12 protein-coding genes, 1 tRNA gene and 1 pseudogene are annotated in these 13618 nt (G+C 56.0%); 9 read left to right on the top strand and 5 right to left on the bottom strand.

All coding sequences use genetic code 11. The annotated features are described in order from the left end of the window. Nucleotides 1-108 precede the first annotated feature (108 nt). The 7 genes from RHM59_RS02645 (at nt 109) to RHM59_RS02615 (ending at nt 9230) form a co-directional block, all read left to right on the top strand. On the top strand, nt 109-636 hold the full coding sequence (locus tag RHM59_RS02645; protein WP_322164794.1) for a polysaccharide biosynthesis/export family protein: 528 nt from the start codon (nt 109-111) through the stop codon (nt 634-636). A gap of 1 nt (nt 637) precedes the next feature. Beyond that, nucleotides 638-2851: a GumC family protein gene (locus tag RHM59_RS02640; protein ID WP_322164796.1), complete on the top strand. Its 2214-nt coding sequence runs from the start codon at nt 638-640 to the stop codon at nt 2849-2851. Between the two features lie 74 nt (nt 2852-2925). Continuing rightward, nucleotides 2926-4317, top strand: coding sequence for an undecaprenyl-phosphate glucose phosphotransferase (locus RHM59_RS02635; protein WP_322164798.1), 1392 nt, complete (start codon nt 2926-2928; stop codon nt 4315-4317). A 94-nt stretch (nt 4318-4411) separates the two neighbouring features. Continuing rightward, complete coding sequence (locus RHM59_RS02630) at nt 4412-5773, top strand: lipopolysaccharide biosynthesis protein (protein ID WP_322164800.1); 1362 nt, start codon at nt 4412-4414, stop codon at nt 5771-5773. Between the two features lie 95 nt (nt 5774-5868). Next, entirely contained in the window at nt 5869-6966 is a 1098-nt protein-coding gene (gene gmd, locus RHM59_RS02625) for a GDP-mannose 4,6-dehydratase (protein ID WP_322164802.1), read from the top strand. A gap of 10 nt (nt 6967-6976) precedes the next feature. Then, nucleotides 6977-7918 (top strand): glycosyltransferase family 2 protein, encoded by a 942-nt coding sequence (locus RHM59_RS02620; protein ID WP_322164803.1) that lies wholly within the window; start codon nt 6977-6979, stop codon nt 7916-7918. Between the two features lie 91 nt (nt 7919-8009). Further along, nucleotides 8010-9230, top strand: a complete 1221-nt coding sequence (locus RHM59_RS02615; protein WP_322164805.1) for a hypothetical protein — start codon at nt 8010-8012, stop codon at nt 9228-9230. A gap of 24 nt (nt 9231-9254) precedes the next feature. Here the strand turns inward: RHM59_RS02615 and RHM59_RS02610 are convergent, their stop codons facing one another. Continuing rightward, nucleotides 9255-10331, bottom strand: coding sequence for a glycoside hydrolase family 5 protein (locus RHM59_RS02610; protein WP_322164807.1), 1077 nt, complete (start codon nt 10329-10331; stop codon nt 9255-9257). Nucleotides 10332-10345: 14 nt separating this feature from the next. On the opposite strand from RHM59_RS02610, the gene RHM59_RS02605 reads away from it, so the two are divergent. Beyond that, nucleotides 10346-11080 carry a WecB/TagA/CpsF family glycosyltransferase gene (locus tag RHM59_RS02605; protein WP_322164809.1) on the top strand — a complete coding sequence of 245 codons (735 nt, stop codon included), beginning with the start codon at nt 10346-10348 and terminating at the stop codon, nt 11078-11080. 100 nt (nt 11081-11180) lie between these two features. On the opposite strand, the pseudogene RHM59_RS02600 reads toward RHM59_RS02605, so the two are convergent. Continuing rightward, nucleotides 11181-11742 (bottom strand): annotated as a pseudogene (locus tag RHM59_RS02600) (hypothetical protein). A 31-nt stretch (nt 11743-11773) separates the two neighbouring features. On the opposite strand from RHM59_RS02600, the gene RHM59_RS02595 reads away from it, so the two are divergent. Next, complete coding sequence (locus tag RHM59_RS02595; protein ID WP_322285887.1) at nt 11774-12679, top strand: PhzF family phenazine biosynthesis protein; 906 nt, start codon at nt 11774-11776, stop codon at nt 12677-12679. Nucleotides 12680-12810: 131 nt separating this feature from the next. On the opposite strand, the gene RHM59_RS02590 is transcribed toward RHM59_RS02595, so the two are convergent. From RHM59_RS02590 to ihfA, 3 genes are all read right to left on the bottom strand, one after another. After that, nucleotides 12811-12887, bottom strand: a tRNA-Pro gene (locus RHM59_RS02590). An 88-nt stretch (nt 12888-12975) separates the two neighbouring features. After that, the gene (locus RHM59_RS02585; RefSeq protein WP_297841348.1) at nt 12976-13332 is read right to left on the bottom strand and encodes a MerR family transcriptional regulator; all 357 of its coding nucleotides are present in this window, start codon (nt 13330-13332) and stop codon (nt 12976-12978) included. Next, nucleotides 13313-13615, bottom strand: a complete 303-nt coding sequence (gene ihfA / locus RHM59_RS02580; protein ID WP_002553164.1) for an integration host factor subunit alpha — start codon at nt 13613-13615, stop codon at nt 13313-13315. Before ihfA ends, RHM59_RS02585 begins: the two co-directional genes overlap by 20 nt. Nucleotides 13616-13618: the final 3 nt, after the last annotated feature.

Genomic DNA, 13618 nt, shown 5'->3' with positions numbered 1-13618 from the left:
CCAGAACACGTCCCCGTCTTCGACGCCGTGCTGTCGCGCAGCAACACCGGGCAATTGTTAAATATTCAATTCAACAGGTTACGCGGTGCTTGATAAGAGGTATCCCTTATGTTCATCCGTCAATTCGTTATCGCGGCGTTGCTGATGGTGTGCAGCCTGCCGATTTTTGCGGCGGCTCAGTATCAGCTCAGTTCCGGCGATGTGATCAATATCAACGTCTTCGGCGAATCCGACCTCAGTTTCAAAGAGATCCGACTAACCGACGCCGGGACGTTTTCCTATCCGTTCATTGGCGAAATCAACGCCAAGGGCTTAACCCCCACCGAGGTGGAAAAGCTGATCACCGACAAACTCAAGGACGGCTATTTAGTCGCCCCGCGGGTTTCAGTCAGCGTGCTCACGTATCGACAGTTTTACATCAGCGGTGAGGTCAAGTTACCGGGTGGCTATCCGTTCCAGCCGGGGTTGACCCTGGACCGCGCCATCGCAGTAGCCGGTGGGCTGACAGAGCGTGCGTCGGATAAGCGCATCAGTATTGTGCGCGGCACTGACCCGACCCGTAGAAGCCTCAAAGCGAGCTTGAACACGTTGGTCGAACCGGGTGACACCATCACCATTGAACAGGGGTTCTTTTGACATGGGCCAGATCAGCATCAGCAGACGTGACGTGCCAAAGCGTTACATGGCGCCGCTGGAAGATGACAGGGACTTCATCGACTCGCGCAAAATCGGGCATACGCTGTGGGGCCGCAAGTGGAGCATTCTGGCCCTCGCTATCTTGGCCACGATGCTGGCGGCGGTCCTTATGCAATCGATCACGCCGGATTATCGCGCTGTGGCGTCGCTGGTCATCGAACCCAAGGGCGCGATGCTTATTTCATTCCAGCAAACCGCCGACCCGAATAATCCAACCAACGATTACCTGCAAACCCAGATCAGCCTGATCCAGAGCCGGGCCGTGGCCGAGCGCGCGGTGCGCCAGTTGAACCTTACCGAGCACCCTGAGTTCGACCCGCGTCAACGGCTGTACCTTATGCCGCGCATTAAAATGCTGATGGCGCGTATACAACCCGAATGGTTCCCACCCAGCTGGAGCCAGAACCCGCCGCTGACGCCGACTGAAGTGTTCGATGGTACCGTGCTGGAATTGATGGAACACACTTCGGTGTCATCCGTGGGTAAAAGCCAGGTGGTGACTATCGGCGTGACGCTCAACGACAAAGAGACCGCTGCGCTGGCCGCCAACGCCTTGGCCCAAGGCTATCTGGACAGCCGCCTCGACGCGCAAATTAGCGACTCGTTGACCGCCAGCCGTTGGATGAACACACGTTTGGTTGAGTTGCGCACCCAGTTGCAACAGTCCGAAAACAAACTGCAAAGCTACCGCGATGCTGAAGGACTCGTGGACGTTGACGGCGTGGTGACCATCAGCGCCAACGAGCTGTCGAAAAACAGCGATAACATGGTCGCGGCGAGGCGCGAGCGGGCTGAGGCGCAGAGCCAATACCAACAAGTGCAGGGCATGGGCTCTAAAGGCTCGGATCAGATGTCGAGCATCCCGGCAGTGATCAACAACCCGGTCATTCAGCAGTTCCAGGCCGACGAAGCGCGGGCCCAAGCCAAGGTCGATGAGCTGTCGCGGCGCTATGGCGACCGCCACCCGAAAATGCTCGCGGCACGCTCTGATCTTGCGGCCGCTCAGGCGAGCATGCGCATCCAGGTCAACCAAGTGGTGGCCGGGCTCAAGCGTAATTATCAGTTGGCCCAGGCCAACGAGGACTCATTGCGCGCGTCGGTCAATAGCAGCCGCGCGCAAATTCAAGACATTTCGCGTAAAGAGTTCAAGCTGCGTGAATTGCAGCGCGATGTAGAAAGCAATCGCTCGTTGTACGACACCTTTCTCACCCGCCTGCGCGAGACCACGGCGACCGCCGATATCGGGCTAAGCAACGCCCGCATTGTCGACGAAGCCATCGTGCCGCAGCAGCCCAATACACCGCGTAAATCCTTGATGCTGTCGATTGTGGCGGTATTGGCATTAGGCGTCGGCTGCGCCTTGGCGCTACTGCGCGACGCCATGAAAAACACCTTCAAATCCAGCGATGAGGTTGAGAAGAAACTGCGCTTGCCGGTGCTGGGTGTGGTGCCGTTGCTGCAAAAGAAAAACCGCGCACGCATTGCTCGTCAATTCGAGCGCAACGACAACGCGGGCTTCAATGAGGCGATTCGAACCTTGCGAACGGGTGTGATGCTCAGCGACATCGAAAACCGACGCCGGGTGGTGGTGGTTACTTCTTCGGTGCCCGGCGAAGGTAAAAGCGCAGTCGCCGTTAATCTTGCCTGCGCGTTGGGACGCCTGGAACGGGTGCTGTTGATTGAAGCCGATTTACGGCGGCCGACCCTGGCCCGAAACGTTGGTCTGAATAATGAGAAAGTGGGCTTGGCGGACTTGATCAGCGGCAGTGCCCGCAGTGAAGAGTGTATTAAGCGGGTCAGTGGTATCGACGTTCTGCCCGCTGGAGAGGTGCCGTCCAATCCGCTGGAGCTGCTTGCATCGCCACGCTTCAGCAGTTTTCTGGAATGGGCCAAACAACGTTATGACCGAATTATCATCGACTCTCCCGCCAGTCAGTCCGTCAGTGACGCGGCACTGTTATGTGCAATGGCGGATGCCGTGCTTTACGTCGTCAAATCCGACAGCACCTCTGCGCCACAGGTCCAGCGCGGGGTGGGTGAGTTGTTGCGCAATGGGGCGCCCGTGACTGGCGTGGTGCTCAACCAAGTCTCTGCGACCAACGCTCGGTATGGCCATCAAGGGTATTACGGCTATTTGCCCGGCGAGACAACTTAGACCGTTACCGCAATCAATAGCACCGGCCTGGGCGGGGATTTACAGGCATGCGGCGATCACTGGGAGCTACGAGCATGATTGCTCGACGCCTACACCCTTCGGTCAATCGGCGCGGCCTGACGTTCTGGAGCCAGTGGTTTTGCGCAACGGGAGCGTCCAGCCTCGCCTTTTGCCTCTTGGTGTTCTTCACGTTTGGCTATATCCCCCCGTCCTACCGGGTGCTGGTGGTACTCGGCGTGCTGTGTTCGGTGCCGATCTACAGCGCGTTGCACGTGTACCACAAGCGCTTCGGCTATGGCTCGGGGCTGTTGCGGTTGCTGATTGGCTGGGCGGTACTGATGGTCGCTTTGATTGGAATGTTACGGTTGTGCAAGGTCTACACCGGCCTTGACTACCGGTTGCTGGCGAAAGCCGCGTTACTGGGTTTTTTGGCGCAGGCCTTCACGTTTGTGCCGCTGCACTGCCTGATGAACCTGCACGCGCGGCGGCTACGTTTCGAGCGCACGTCGGTGATCATTGGCACCAGTGTGCTGGCGTATACCCTGGCCAAAAGGCTGCGCAAGCGCGTTCCAATTGTGGGACTAGTATCGACCGACGCCCATGCCGAGGACGTGCAGCTCGACGCTAATTTGCCCATTCTGGTTGGATTGCCAACGCTGACCGATTTGGTCAAAAGCGGTAAGGTTCGGCGGGTGTATATCGCCCTCTCACTGAGTGAGTCAGCTCGAATCGAGGCGCTGTACCGCGAGCTGCTCGACCTGAACGTCGATGTCGTCTGGGTGCCGGACTTCAGCGGCATGACACTGCTTAATCCCTCCTTCTCGCAGATAGAACAATTCCCCGCCATTTACCTCAATGAAACGCCACTTAGTTCTCATCCGGCGTCAGCCTTCGGCAAAGAATTATTTGATCGCGTGGTGGCCTTGATCACGCTGATTATCTTGTTCCCGGTGCTGCTGGCCGTAGCGATTGCCGTGAAACTGTCGTCCCCCGGCCCGGTGTTTTTCCGCCAGCCGCGTCATGGCTGCAACGGCACCGTGATTCAAGTGTGGAAGTTTCGCTCCATGCGCCAGCACGATGACGAGGCCGTCAAACAGGCGACCCAAGGCGATCCACGCGTTACCCGTGTCGGCGCGTTTTTGCGGCGCAGCTCAATGGACGAACTGCCGCAACTGATCAACGTACTGCGCGGCGAAATGGCGCTGGTAGGTCCACGCCCGCATGCGATCACCCACAACAACTATTACGGCGACAAAATTCTGGCCTACATGGCCCGGCACCGGATCAAACCCGGCATCACCGGATTGGCGCAAGTCAACGGCTATCGAGGTGAGACCGAGACCCTGGAAAAAATGCAACGCCGGGTCGAACAGGACTTGGCATATATCAATCACTGGTCGCTTTGGCTGGACATCAAAATTCTGCTCAAAACGCCGTTCACCTTGTTCTCGCGGAATATCTATTAAACGGTTTCTGTAAAAGCCTGTAGGAGCGAACACGGTGTTTATTGCGCACCCGCGCGGAGTAGTTTTAAAGCGTTTGACCGGCGCGGAGAAGGTAATGATAGACCCCCAATTAAGCGCCTCGGCACCGCAATCACGCAGGGTTGGATGGCGCGCCGGGCTGCAGCAGTTTTACCGGGGCCGCCTGGTGCGCAACATTCTGACGACCATTTCCGGCAGCGCGGGAGCCCAAGCAATCAACTTGGCGCTGATTCCCGTGATCATGCGCATCTATGGTCCGGACGCATTCGGGGTAGTCGGGACCTTCCAGAGCCTGATCATTATTCTGATTCCGTGGTGCGCATTGACTTACCCCATGGCAATTGTGCTTCCCGTACGCGACGACGATGCCCGAGGATTAATCCGGTTGTCGCTGCTGATAGCGGCCACGGTTTGCGCGGCGTCGGCTCTGTTGCTTTATGGCTACGGCGCGCAGTTCGCCGCGTCACTGGGCATCGACATCCTGACCCCGTACCTGATGCTGCTTCCCATCGTCATGTTCAGTTCCGCGGTGCTGGAGATCACGCAACAGTGGCTTTACCGAACCCAGCGTTTCAGCCTGACAGCCCGAGCTGCGACCCTTCATGCCCTGCTCTACAACGCTACCCGCAGCCTCGCGGGCTTGATCCAGTCGTCGGCCCCGGTGCTGGTGGTGACCAGCGCGCTTTACTACGTCATTCACAGTTCTCTGTTACTGATCGGCATCCGTTTGGGTGGCGATCAGATCCCTTTGTCAAATGCCCACCCGTCGGACGTCGGACAGCGCAAAAGCCTGCGGCAACTGGCATTGGACTACCGAGACTTCCCGGTTTACCGCGCGCCACAAGTATTGATCAATGCGCTGTCGGTGCACATGCCGACGCTGGTCCTGGCGTCTGCTTTCGGCGCAGTGCCCGCAGGCTTCTTTGCGTTGTGCCTGCAAGTGCTGGCGATGCCGAGTAATTTTATTGGCAAGGCCGTGGGCAGCGTTTATTACCCGCGCATCACTCAGGCGACCCACGCCCACGAACCGGTGACCCGCTTGTTGGCACGAGGAGTGGCAGGCATGGCGCTGGCCGGGTTGGTGCCCTTCGCCACCTTGGCTATCGCCGGGCCGTGGCTGTTTGGCTTGGCGTTTGGTGCGCAATGGGAACCCGCCGGCGAGTACGCGCGTTGGCTGGCGCTGTCCGAATTTGCAGGGTTTATCGGTGGTCCTTGTCAGGTAGCCATTCCCGCGTTGTCGTTGCAGAAGCGCTTTTTGGTGTTCGAGATCGTCAGCACCAGCCTTCGAATTTCAGCGGTGTTTACCGGCGCGTTGTTCTTTAAAGAAGCGCTGGCGGTGGTCATGGCGTTTGCCGCCGCGAACGTCGTCATCAACCTGTCGATGATCGCCATTGTGCTGTTTGAGGGGCATCGCGGGTATCGCCGCCAAATCGCCTGAACACTCGTATTTCCGCATCGGCGGTGTGTCGATCCCCTCGGTGTTCGACACGTTATCAGTTCCCCTCAACACGTGACTGAGCAGGTATTAATGACATGGAAAGAAAGCGCGCATTGATCACGGGCATCACCGGTCAGGACGGCTCTTACCTGGCTGAGTTGTTGTTAGAGAAAGACTACGAGGTGCATGGCATCAAGCGCCGCACCTCGTTCTCCAACATTCAGCGCATTGATCACTTGCATCGAAATCCGGAGTTGGTTGATCGGTTTTTCCTGCACGACGGCGACCTCAGCGACACGTCCAGTGTGATTCGAATCATGAACCACGTGCAGCCCGACGAGGTGTATAACCTTGCCGCCCAGTCGCACGTTGGCGTCAGTTTCGAATTGCCGGAATACACCTCCGATATCGACGGCATGGGCACGATGCGACTGTTGACGGCGATCCGCGAGCTAGGGCTTGAACACACAACCCGCTTCTATCAAGCGTCCACTTCCGAACTGTACGGCTTGGCGCAGCAAGTGCCGCAAACTGAGTCCACCCCGTTCCATCCACGTTCGCCCTACGCCGTGGCCAAGCTTTATGGCTACTGGATCACGATCAATTACCGCGAATCCTATGGCATGTATGCGTGCAACGGAATTTTGTTCAATCACGAGTCCCCCCGGCGCGGAGAGACCTTCGTCACCCGGAAAATCACCCTTGGCCTGGCCAATATTGCGTTCGGCCTGCAAGCCTGCCTGACCTTGGGCAACCTGAATTCAATGCGTGACTGGGGGCATGCCAAGGACTACGTGCGCATGCAGTGGATGATGCTGCAGCAGGAGCAACCGGAAGATTTCGTGATCGCCACTGGCGTGCAGCATTCGGTTCGCGAATTCATTACCTGGTCGGCTGCGGCTATGGGTGTTCGCCTGCGCTTTGAGGGCGAAGGCGTGGACGAACACGCCATCGTGGTAACGATTGAGGGCGACCTGGCGCCGGCGATAGACGTCGGCGATGTGATCGTACGCGTTGATGCACGGTATTTCCGTCCGGCCGAAGTCGAGTCGTTATTGGGCGACGCAACAAAAGCCGCAATCAAGTTGGGTTGGGTTCCAGAGATCAGCGCTCAAGAAATGTGCGCCGAGATGATGCATGAGGACCTCAATGCCGCCAGGCGTACTGTCATGCTCAAGAACTCCGGTCTTTGAGGCATTCACCATGAACATTAACACCGTGTGCGCTATTGTTCTCAACTGGAACGGCGCTGAGCAGACCCTAAGGTGCGTCCAGTCTCTAGAGGCCTGCAGTTCGATTCCCATCGTCATCATCGACAACGATTCGCAGCCCGAAGACTATCAAAAGCTGGTGGCCTATATGACCGGGCAAGATCCTCAACGGGCGCTGATTACCACTCAAGAAGAAATCAAACACCTCGACCGCACCTATTCACGCTGCCTGATCAAGAACAACCGTAACGCGGGGTATGCAGGCGGCAATAACGTTGGCATTGATTACGCGTATCGAGCCGGTTATGACTACTTCTGGGTCTTGAACAACGACGTCACGGTAGAAGCAGGCGCACTTGAAGCGCTGCTTGAGACGATGAAAAGTAACCCGTCGTGTGGGTTTAGTGCTTCGGTGTTGGTCTATGCCGACAACCCGAACAGTGTTCAATGTGTGGGCGGGGGAACGGTGTATCCGTGGTTGGGCAAGACTAAGTTGATCGGTAAGAATTTGGATCGCTCGCGACTGGAACAGGCCTTATTACCCACGCCGGACTATTTAATGGGGGCGTCGATGATGGTCGCGCGCGAGGTTGTTCAGCGCGTGGGGCTCATGGACGAGCGTTATTTCATGTATAGCGAAGAAGTCGACTGGCAACGCCGGGCAGCGGTAGAAGGCATTGGTTGTCAGGTGTCACTGCGCAGTTTTGCGCGTCACGCAGACAGTGGTAGCACTCAGGGTAAGAGCCACCTTTTTCACTTTTATCGAAACCGCGCCGCGATTATGTATAACCGCAAATTCCATTCCATGACCTGTTGCATTGTGTCATCGCTGGCGCTGGCATCAATCACGGTGCTGCAAAACCGTGGAAGCCTGAAAAATATTCACTATGGCCTAAAGGGCATCAGCGAAGGACTGACTTTTTCCTGGCGCTGATGATGAATACCCGGCCCCTCCCCCACGGGTTTATCCACGAAGGTATAAGGCTGTGATCCGGACGCTGTTCTCCTACCGAACCCTCTTATTCATGCTGCTGTTTCTGAACTCGGCGTGTTTGTTTTTGACCGAGAACAAGAAAGCCGGGGTGCCCTATTTGCGTGAGGTATTTATCGTCGCCATTGTGGCGTCCGCCTTTATCCTGCTCGTGATCTGGAAACGCGCACAACAGTCGCGGGCCAGTTTATGGGTGTTGTGTTTCGGATTGCTGTTACCGGCCTTATCGGCACTGCTGGCCAACATCAAGTTCGGGCAGCCCCTGATCTTTGGCTTACTCGAAGAGCGTCGCAGTTTTCTCTACCTGCTGTTCTTCCCGGCCTTGTATTTGATGATCAAGGCCCGGCCTACTCAGGAAGAACTGGAACGGTTCTTTTTGTGCTGCGGGTTGGCGTGTGTCGTCGTCGGTTATCTGTATTACGTCGGTGTGATTCCAGAGAATAACGACTTTGCCTTTACGGTCGACGAGAAAGACTATGGGCTTGATCCTCTGCGGCCCAATCGGTTCGGCATCGGCGCGCCTTACGTCAGCGCCTGTGCCTTTATGTTGATGTACCGCCTCAAACGCCGCTTCTCGCTGATGACGGTGTTGTTACTGCTGCTGTTTGTCTCTTACTTGTGGTTGGTTATTCAGACTCGCAACACCATGGTGATTTGGGCGTTGGCGGGGGTGTGGATTTTCCGAAGCCAGTGGGGCGTGCTGCTCAAAGTGGGCATCGCAGTGATCGGGATTTTACTGGTGGCCTATTTGATCCTGCCGGAGGCCTTTTTTACCGAACAATATGCCAAATTCAACGCGCTGTTAGCGGAAGCAACCAGTGACGGCGGCGTGCGCAGCACCACGGCGCACATCGTGCTTGGGGAAGTAGCTCAGAACTTTTACATGGGCATGGGCGCCTTGTCGTTGCAATGGCAGAACGGCTTTGCACGGATCTACAGCTCGTACTTCTACCTGTCCGATGTGGGCCTGTTGGGTGTGTACTACCGCTATGGTTTCCTCGCACCGATCATTGCGTTGATTTACTACATCGGCTATTGGCGAATCATGCGTCAATGCCGCAACAAAGCTGATCTATTGAGTGCATTGCAACTGGACTTCGCGTTCAACTGCATTAACTTCTTTCTCTCGGCATCGATCATGTATGGCGGCGAGATGGCGGGGTTGGCGATTGCCGGTTTCGTTTACTTTGCCCAGGTATCCGTGGCGCAGGAGCGGGTAGAGACTTCTCCTGCGTGGCAACCTATAAGCCCATGAAGTCGGTTCCCTGTGGGACCGAATCTACAGAGGGTTTGGGGCAGGACCGTAATCAGTACACTTCGGGGCTTCAAGGTATTTGGCGAGCACCGGCCATTGCGGGCGGTCGCGGCCATTTATTGGCTCGACGGCCAGCCTGTATTCACCCCATGCCTCGCCCGCTGACCAATAGGCCACTGGCACGCACTGGCTACGCAGGAAGCCGAGCAAGCGATCCGTCGCCTCGAGCCAGCGCGGGTCATCGTCGGGAATGCCCATTTCGCCAATCTGCCCACGACGGCCATTCTTTTGTAGCCACGCAATAAAGGGTTTGACCCGCTTGACCCCGACATCGGGGTCGATGTGCGGGTCTTTGCGCTTTTTGTAGTCACCGCCTGCGTCTTCGTCCATGTACAAATGCGCCGAGAACACTAGGTGATTGGCCGGGTCTTTCAGTGCCAGTAATTCATCGTTGTATTGCGGCCAGCGTGAGGCGCTGGACCATGATCGGCCTTCAACAATGATCAATCGCCGTGGGTCCACCGTGCGAATAGCATCAATGCCCGCCTGCGCCGCTTCAGGCCAAATCGCGTCGGACTCATCGTGGGGCTCGTTCATCAGGTCATACGCATACAGCGCCGGATTGGAATGCCAGCGCTGGGCGATGTGCTGCATCAATTGTCGATAGTGGTCGACAGTGACCACGGGCCCACCGATGACCTGGTTTTTGTAACGCGCGGAATTATGCACATCAAGAATGACGTCCACGCCCTGCTGGCCGGCCTGGTCAAGCATTCGGTCAATCAAACTGGCATAAGTGCCGTCCAACTCGCCGCCCAGAGTAGGTTGCAGGCGCTCCCATTTCACCGGGAAGCGCACCCTGCGAATGCCCTTGGCTTTCCAATGGGCGAAGAACCCCTCAGAAGGGAAAGAATAGTTGGTGCCGTTTTTTCCAGGCCACACCCCGTCCGCAAACTCGGCCCCCGAAACATTGATTAACACCATGGGCAGCGAGGCCGTCTCGGCACGCGCAAGCGCCCCGTGAACAAGAGTCCACATCAGCGCAAAAGCCGTTACAGCGCCCATCGTCGGCGATGAATGACGGTGTGCCTGACTTTTCATTAAGGAGCCATCCTATGAACGTGTTTGGAATTGAGTTCTATCACGGACAACGGCAACAACTCATCGAAGAGCTAATCATCCTGAGTCGCGCACCTTTCAGTTATATGGTGACCGCCAACGTCAACCACATCGTGCTGCTCGATCATGACGAGCGGTTTCGCGATGCGTACCAGCATGCCAGGCATCGAATCTGTGACAGCCGCGTTTTGTTTCCGTTATTGCGACGTTTCAAAGCTGAAGTTGCCGAGCCGATCCCCGGCAGCACACTCACCCGATCGATGATGTCCATCGCGCAGGATCGACGTTGGACGGTCACGGTGCTCGGCTGCGAAGACGACGTTATTGCGACGCTGAAAATCAAGTACCCGTCGATCACGTTTTATCACTTCAACCCGCCCATGGGCTTTATTGATGATCCGCTCGAAGTCGAGCGCTGCGTGGCCTTCATCCGACACCACGAAGCGCATATGACGGTGTTGTCCGTTGGCTCGCCTCGCCAGGAAATAGTTGCCGCTGAAGTGCTGGCGCGGGGCGGTGCCATGGGCTTTGGATTGTGCGTGGGTGCGTCGCTGACGTTCTTGTCTGGCAAAGTCAAACGTGCACCGAATTGGGTACAACGGTTGTCGTTGGAATGGTTGCATCGGATGTGCACCGAGCCCAAGCGTTTGGCCGGACGTTACGCAGTCGATGCCTACCGGATACTGCCGATCATCGCGCGGCAGTTGCGAAAGCATCATTGGGATAGGTAAGGCTGAGTGTAGAACGGCTACTGGTTTTTGCACGGAAAGCTGTCGATAACGCGGAACGATTTCGCCTTGGTTCACGTGCAAAAACAGCATAAGTGCCCAGTTAAATTACGGGGTTAGCGGTTTCTTCAGTCAGCATTTTAGGTGCAGCAATTTTCGGCTGATCGTTGCGTTCATGAACATGACGATGAGACGTGCGATCAATGTTCAGGCTTAACATTTGCGGACGACTGTAGTGACCGCGACTATCCATCTGGCGTTTGCGTTTTTCAATTTCAAAAAAGTCGATGTCCGCGATCACCCCACCTTCGCCCTCGGTTATCGAACCGACAACTTCGCCTTGTGGGTCGATGATCGTGGTGTAGCAACACCCGGAGATTGGACCGATGGCGCAACCGGATGCTGACTTCCATTTGACGGGTGAACAGGTCGCCGGCGAACGATCATCCGTAGTGGCGGACGGCACGACTACGGCTTTCCAGCAACCTGTAGTGCTCAGAGCCTATTTCAAACGGCGTCTGCACGAAAGAGAAGTACGGGTAGTACGCAACGATGGTTTCCGGGAAAACGGCGAACTGAACGCCCTTTTCACCGAGTTCAAGAATCTTGGCGACGACCTTTACAACAGTGCCTTTGTTGATCCCTGGCGCACAACACAATAGGATTTAGATCAACATACAAAAAAAGGAACAGTCGATGAATCGTCGTTACGTGACCGCAGATGTATTTACGGATACGCGGTTCCATGGCAATCCACTCGCAGTGGTGTTGGACGCTGAGGGGTTGTCCACGCGCCAAATGCAAACCGTTGCTGCCGAATTCAACTACGCGGAAACCACTTTTGTGCTGCCGCCTACAGCCGCAAAAAATACGGCGCGTATCAGAATTTTCACCCCGGTTCGGGAAATGCCCTTCGCGGGCCATCCGAATATAGGCACCGCGTATGTGCTGGCACATCAGGCGGAAAAAGAGGGGCGTTCGTTGCCGGACAGCATCACTCTTGAACAAATCGCAGGTGAAGTGCCCCTTAGGTTTCTCAGACAAGGCAACAACGTCGTCGGGGCTGAGCTTGTCACTCCGACGCCATTCATATCGCTTTCAACCGTATCTGCACAAAATGCCGCGCTGTGCTTGTCGCTCAGCGTGAACGATGTCCTGACTCACATCCACACCCCTCAAATCGCGTCAGTCGGCATGCCGTTCTTGATCATGGAACTGATGTCGAGAAATGCGTTGCGAGCCTGTGTACCCAACCTGAGTGCGTTCAAATCGCTGTTCCCCTTAGATGGCGCTACTGCTGTTTATGCCTACACGCGAGCAGTTCAGGACTCGGCGTCAGCCTGCGAAATAGAAGCCCGGATGTTTACCATTCGAATGACAGAAGACCCCGCAACTGGCGGCGCAGCAGCCGCACTCGCCGCATTGCTGTCCAAGGTTCAAGGCGTGGACGATCTGGAGTTGGTGATTGCCCAAGGTACAGATATTGGCCGACACAGCCTGCTGCGAACGGCGGTCCAAACAACCGCGAAAGGCGCGTTCGTCAGGCTTGGAGGGGAATGTGTGAGGATGATGGAGGGGGTGTTTTTTTTGGAGGGTGAATAGGAAAATTGCGAAGGAGAAGGCTTAAGAAGTCGACGGATGACGCAATACTCACGCACATGAAAAAGTCCCGAAAAACTCCCGACCATAAAAAAGCCCAACTGGCTAGAGTTGAGCTAAGTCATTGAAAAATATGGTCGGGACGGAGTGATTCGAACACTCGACCCCTAGCACCCCATGCTAGTGCGCTACCGGACTGCGCTACGCCCCGACTAGGCGTGAATCTTTTATTCGCGTCTGCGAAAGAGGATCAGGAATATAGCCTAAGCGTTTGAATTAATAAAGTATGGGCTGACCAATTACTTGCGCAGCACACCCAGTACGTCTTCCAGTTCTGAAATCATCTGGCGGATCATTTGTTTGTACTGGGTCGTGTCGTCCTTGGCCTCATCACTGGACATACGCAAGCGCGCACCGCCAATGGTGAAACCTTGGTCGTAGAGCAAGGCGCGGATCTGCCGGATCATCAGCACATCTTGTCGCTGATAATACCGCCGATTTCCACGTCGTTTGACCGGATTGAGCTGAGGAAATTCCTGTTCCCAATAACGCAAGACATGCGGTTTGACCGCACAGAGCTCGCTGACTTCACCAATAGTGAAGTAGCGTTTGCCTGGAATGGGCGGTAGCTCGTCGTTATGACTTGGTTCCAGCATAAGCCTCAACTCGGGCCTTCAACTTCTGCCCTGGACGAAAGGTGACCACACGGCGAGCCGTAATCGGGATTTCTTCTCCCGTCTTTGGATTTCGACCAGGCCGCTGGCGTTTATCGCGCAGATCGAAATTGCCGAAACCGGACAATTTAACCTGTTCGTTATCTTCCAACGCGTGCCTGATTTCCTCAAAGAACAGCTCAACCAGTTCCTTGGCTTCCCGTTTGTTCAGGCCTAGCTCTTCATACAAGCGTTCGGCCATCTCAGCTTTAGTCAGAGCCCCCATACG

This window comes from Pseudomonas sp. MH10 (assembly GCF_034353045.1).
GTDB lineage: Bacteria > Pseudomonadota > Gammaproteobacteria > Pseudomonadales > Pseudomonadaceae > Aquipseudomonas.
The sequence above is the reverse complement of the archived record's forward strand: the minus strand, read 5'-3'. Positions and strand labels throughout refer to the sequence as shown.

Bases quoted from the DNA above. Each gene is read 5' to 3' on its own strand.
- RHM59_RS02645 (WP_322164794.1), top strand. From the start codon at position 109: ATGTTCATCCGTCAATTCGTTATCGCGGCGTTGCTGATGGTGTGCAGC.
- RHM59_RS02640 (WP_322164796.1), top strand. From the start codon at position 638: ATGGGCCAGATCAGCATCAGCAGACGTGACGTGCCAAAGCGTTACATG.
- RHM59_RS02635 (WP_322164798.1), top strand. From the start codon at position 2,926: ATGATTGCTCGACGCCTACACCCTTCGGTCAATCGGCGCGGCCTGACG.
- RHM59_RS02630 (WP_322164800.1), top strand. From the start codon at position 4,412: ATGATAGACCCCCAATTAAGCGCCTCGGCACCGCAATCACGCAGGGTT.
- gmd (WP_322164802.1), top strand. From the start codon at position 5,869: ATGGAAAGAAAGCGCGCATTGATCACGGGCATCACCGGTCAGGACGGC.
- RHM59_RS02620 (WP_322164803.1), top strand. From the start codon at position 6,977: ATGAACATTAACACCGTGTGCGCTATTGTTCTCAACTGGAACGGCGCT.
- RHM59_RS02615 (WP_322164805.1), top strand. From the start codon at position 8,010: ATGCTGCTGTTTCTGAACTCGGCGTGTTTGTTTTTGACCGAGAACAAG.
- RHM59_RS02610 (WP_322164807.1), bottom strand. From the start codon at position 10,331: ATGAAAAGTCAGGCACACCGTCATTCATCGCCGACGATGGGCGCTGTA.
- RHM59_RS02605 (WP_322164809.1), top strand. From the start codon at position 10,346: ATGAACGTGTTTGGAATTGAGTTCTATCACGGACAACGGCAACAACTC.
- RHM59_RS02595 (WP_322285887.1), top strand. From the start codon at position 11,774: ATGAATCGTCGTTACGTGACCGCAGATGTATTTACGGATACGCGGTTC.
- RHM59_RS02585 (WP_297841348.1), bottom strand. From the start codon at position 13,332: ATGCTGGAACCAAGTCATAACGACGAGCTACCGCCCATTCCAGGCAAA.
- ihfA (WP_002553164.1), bottom strand. From the start codon at position 13,615: ATGGGGGCTCTGACTAAAGCTGAGATGGCCGAACGCTTGTATGAAGAG.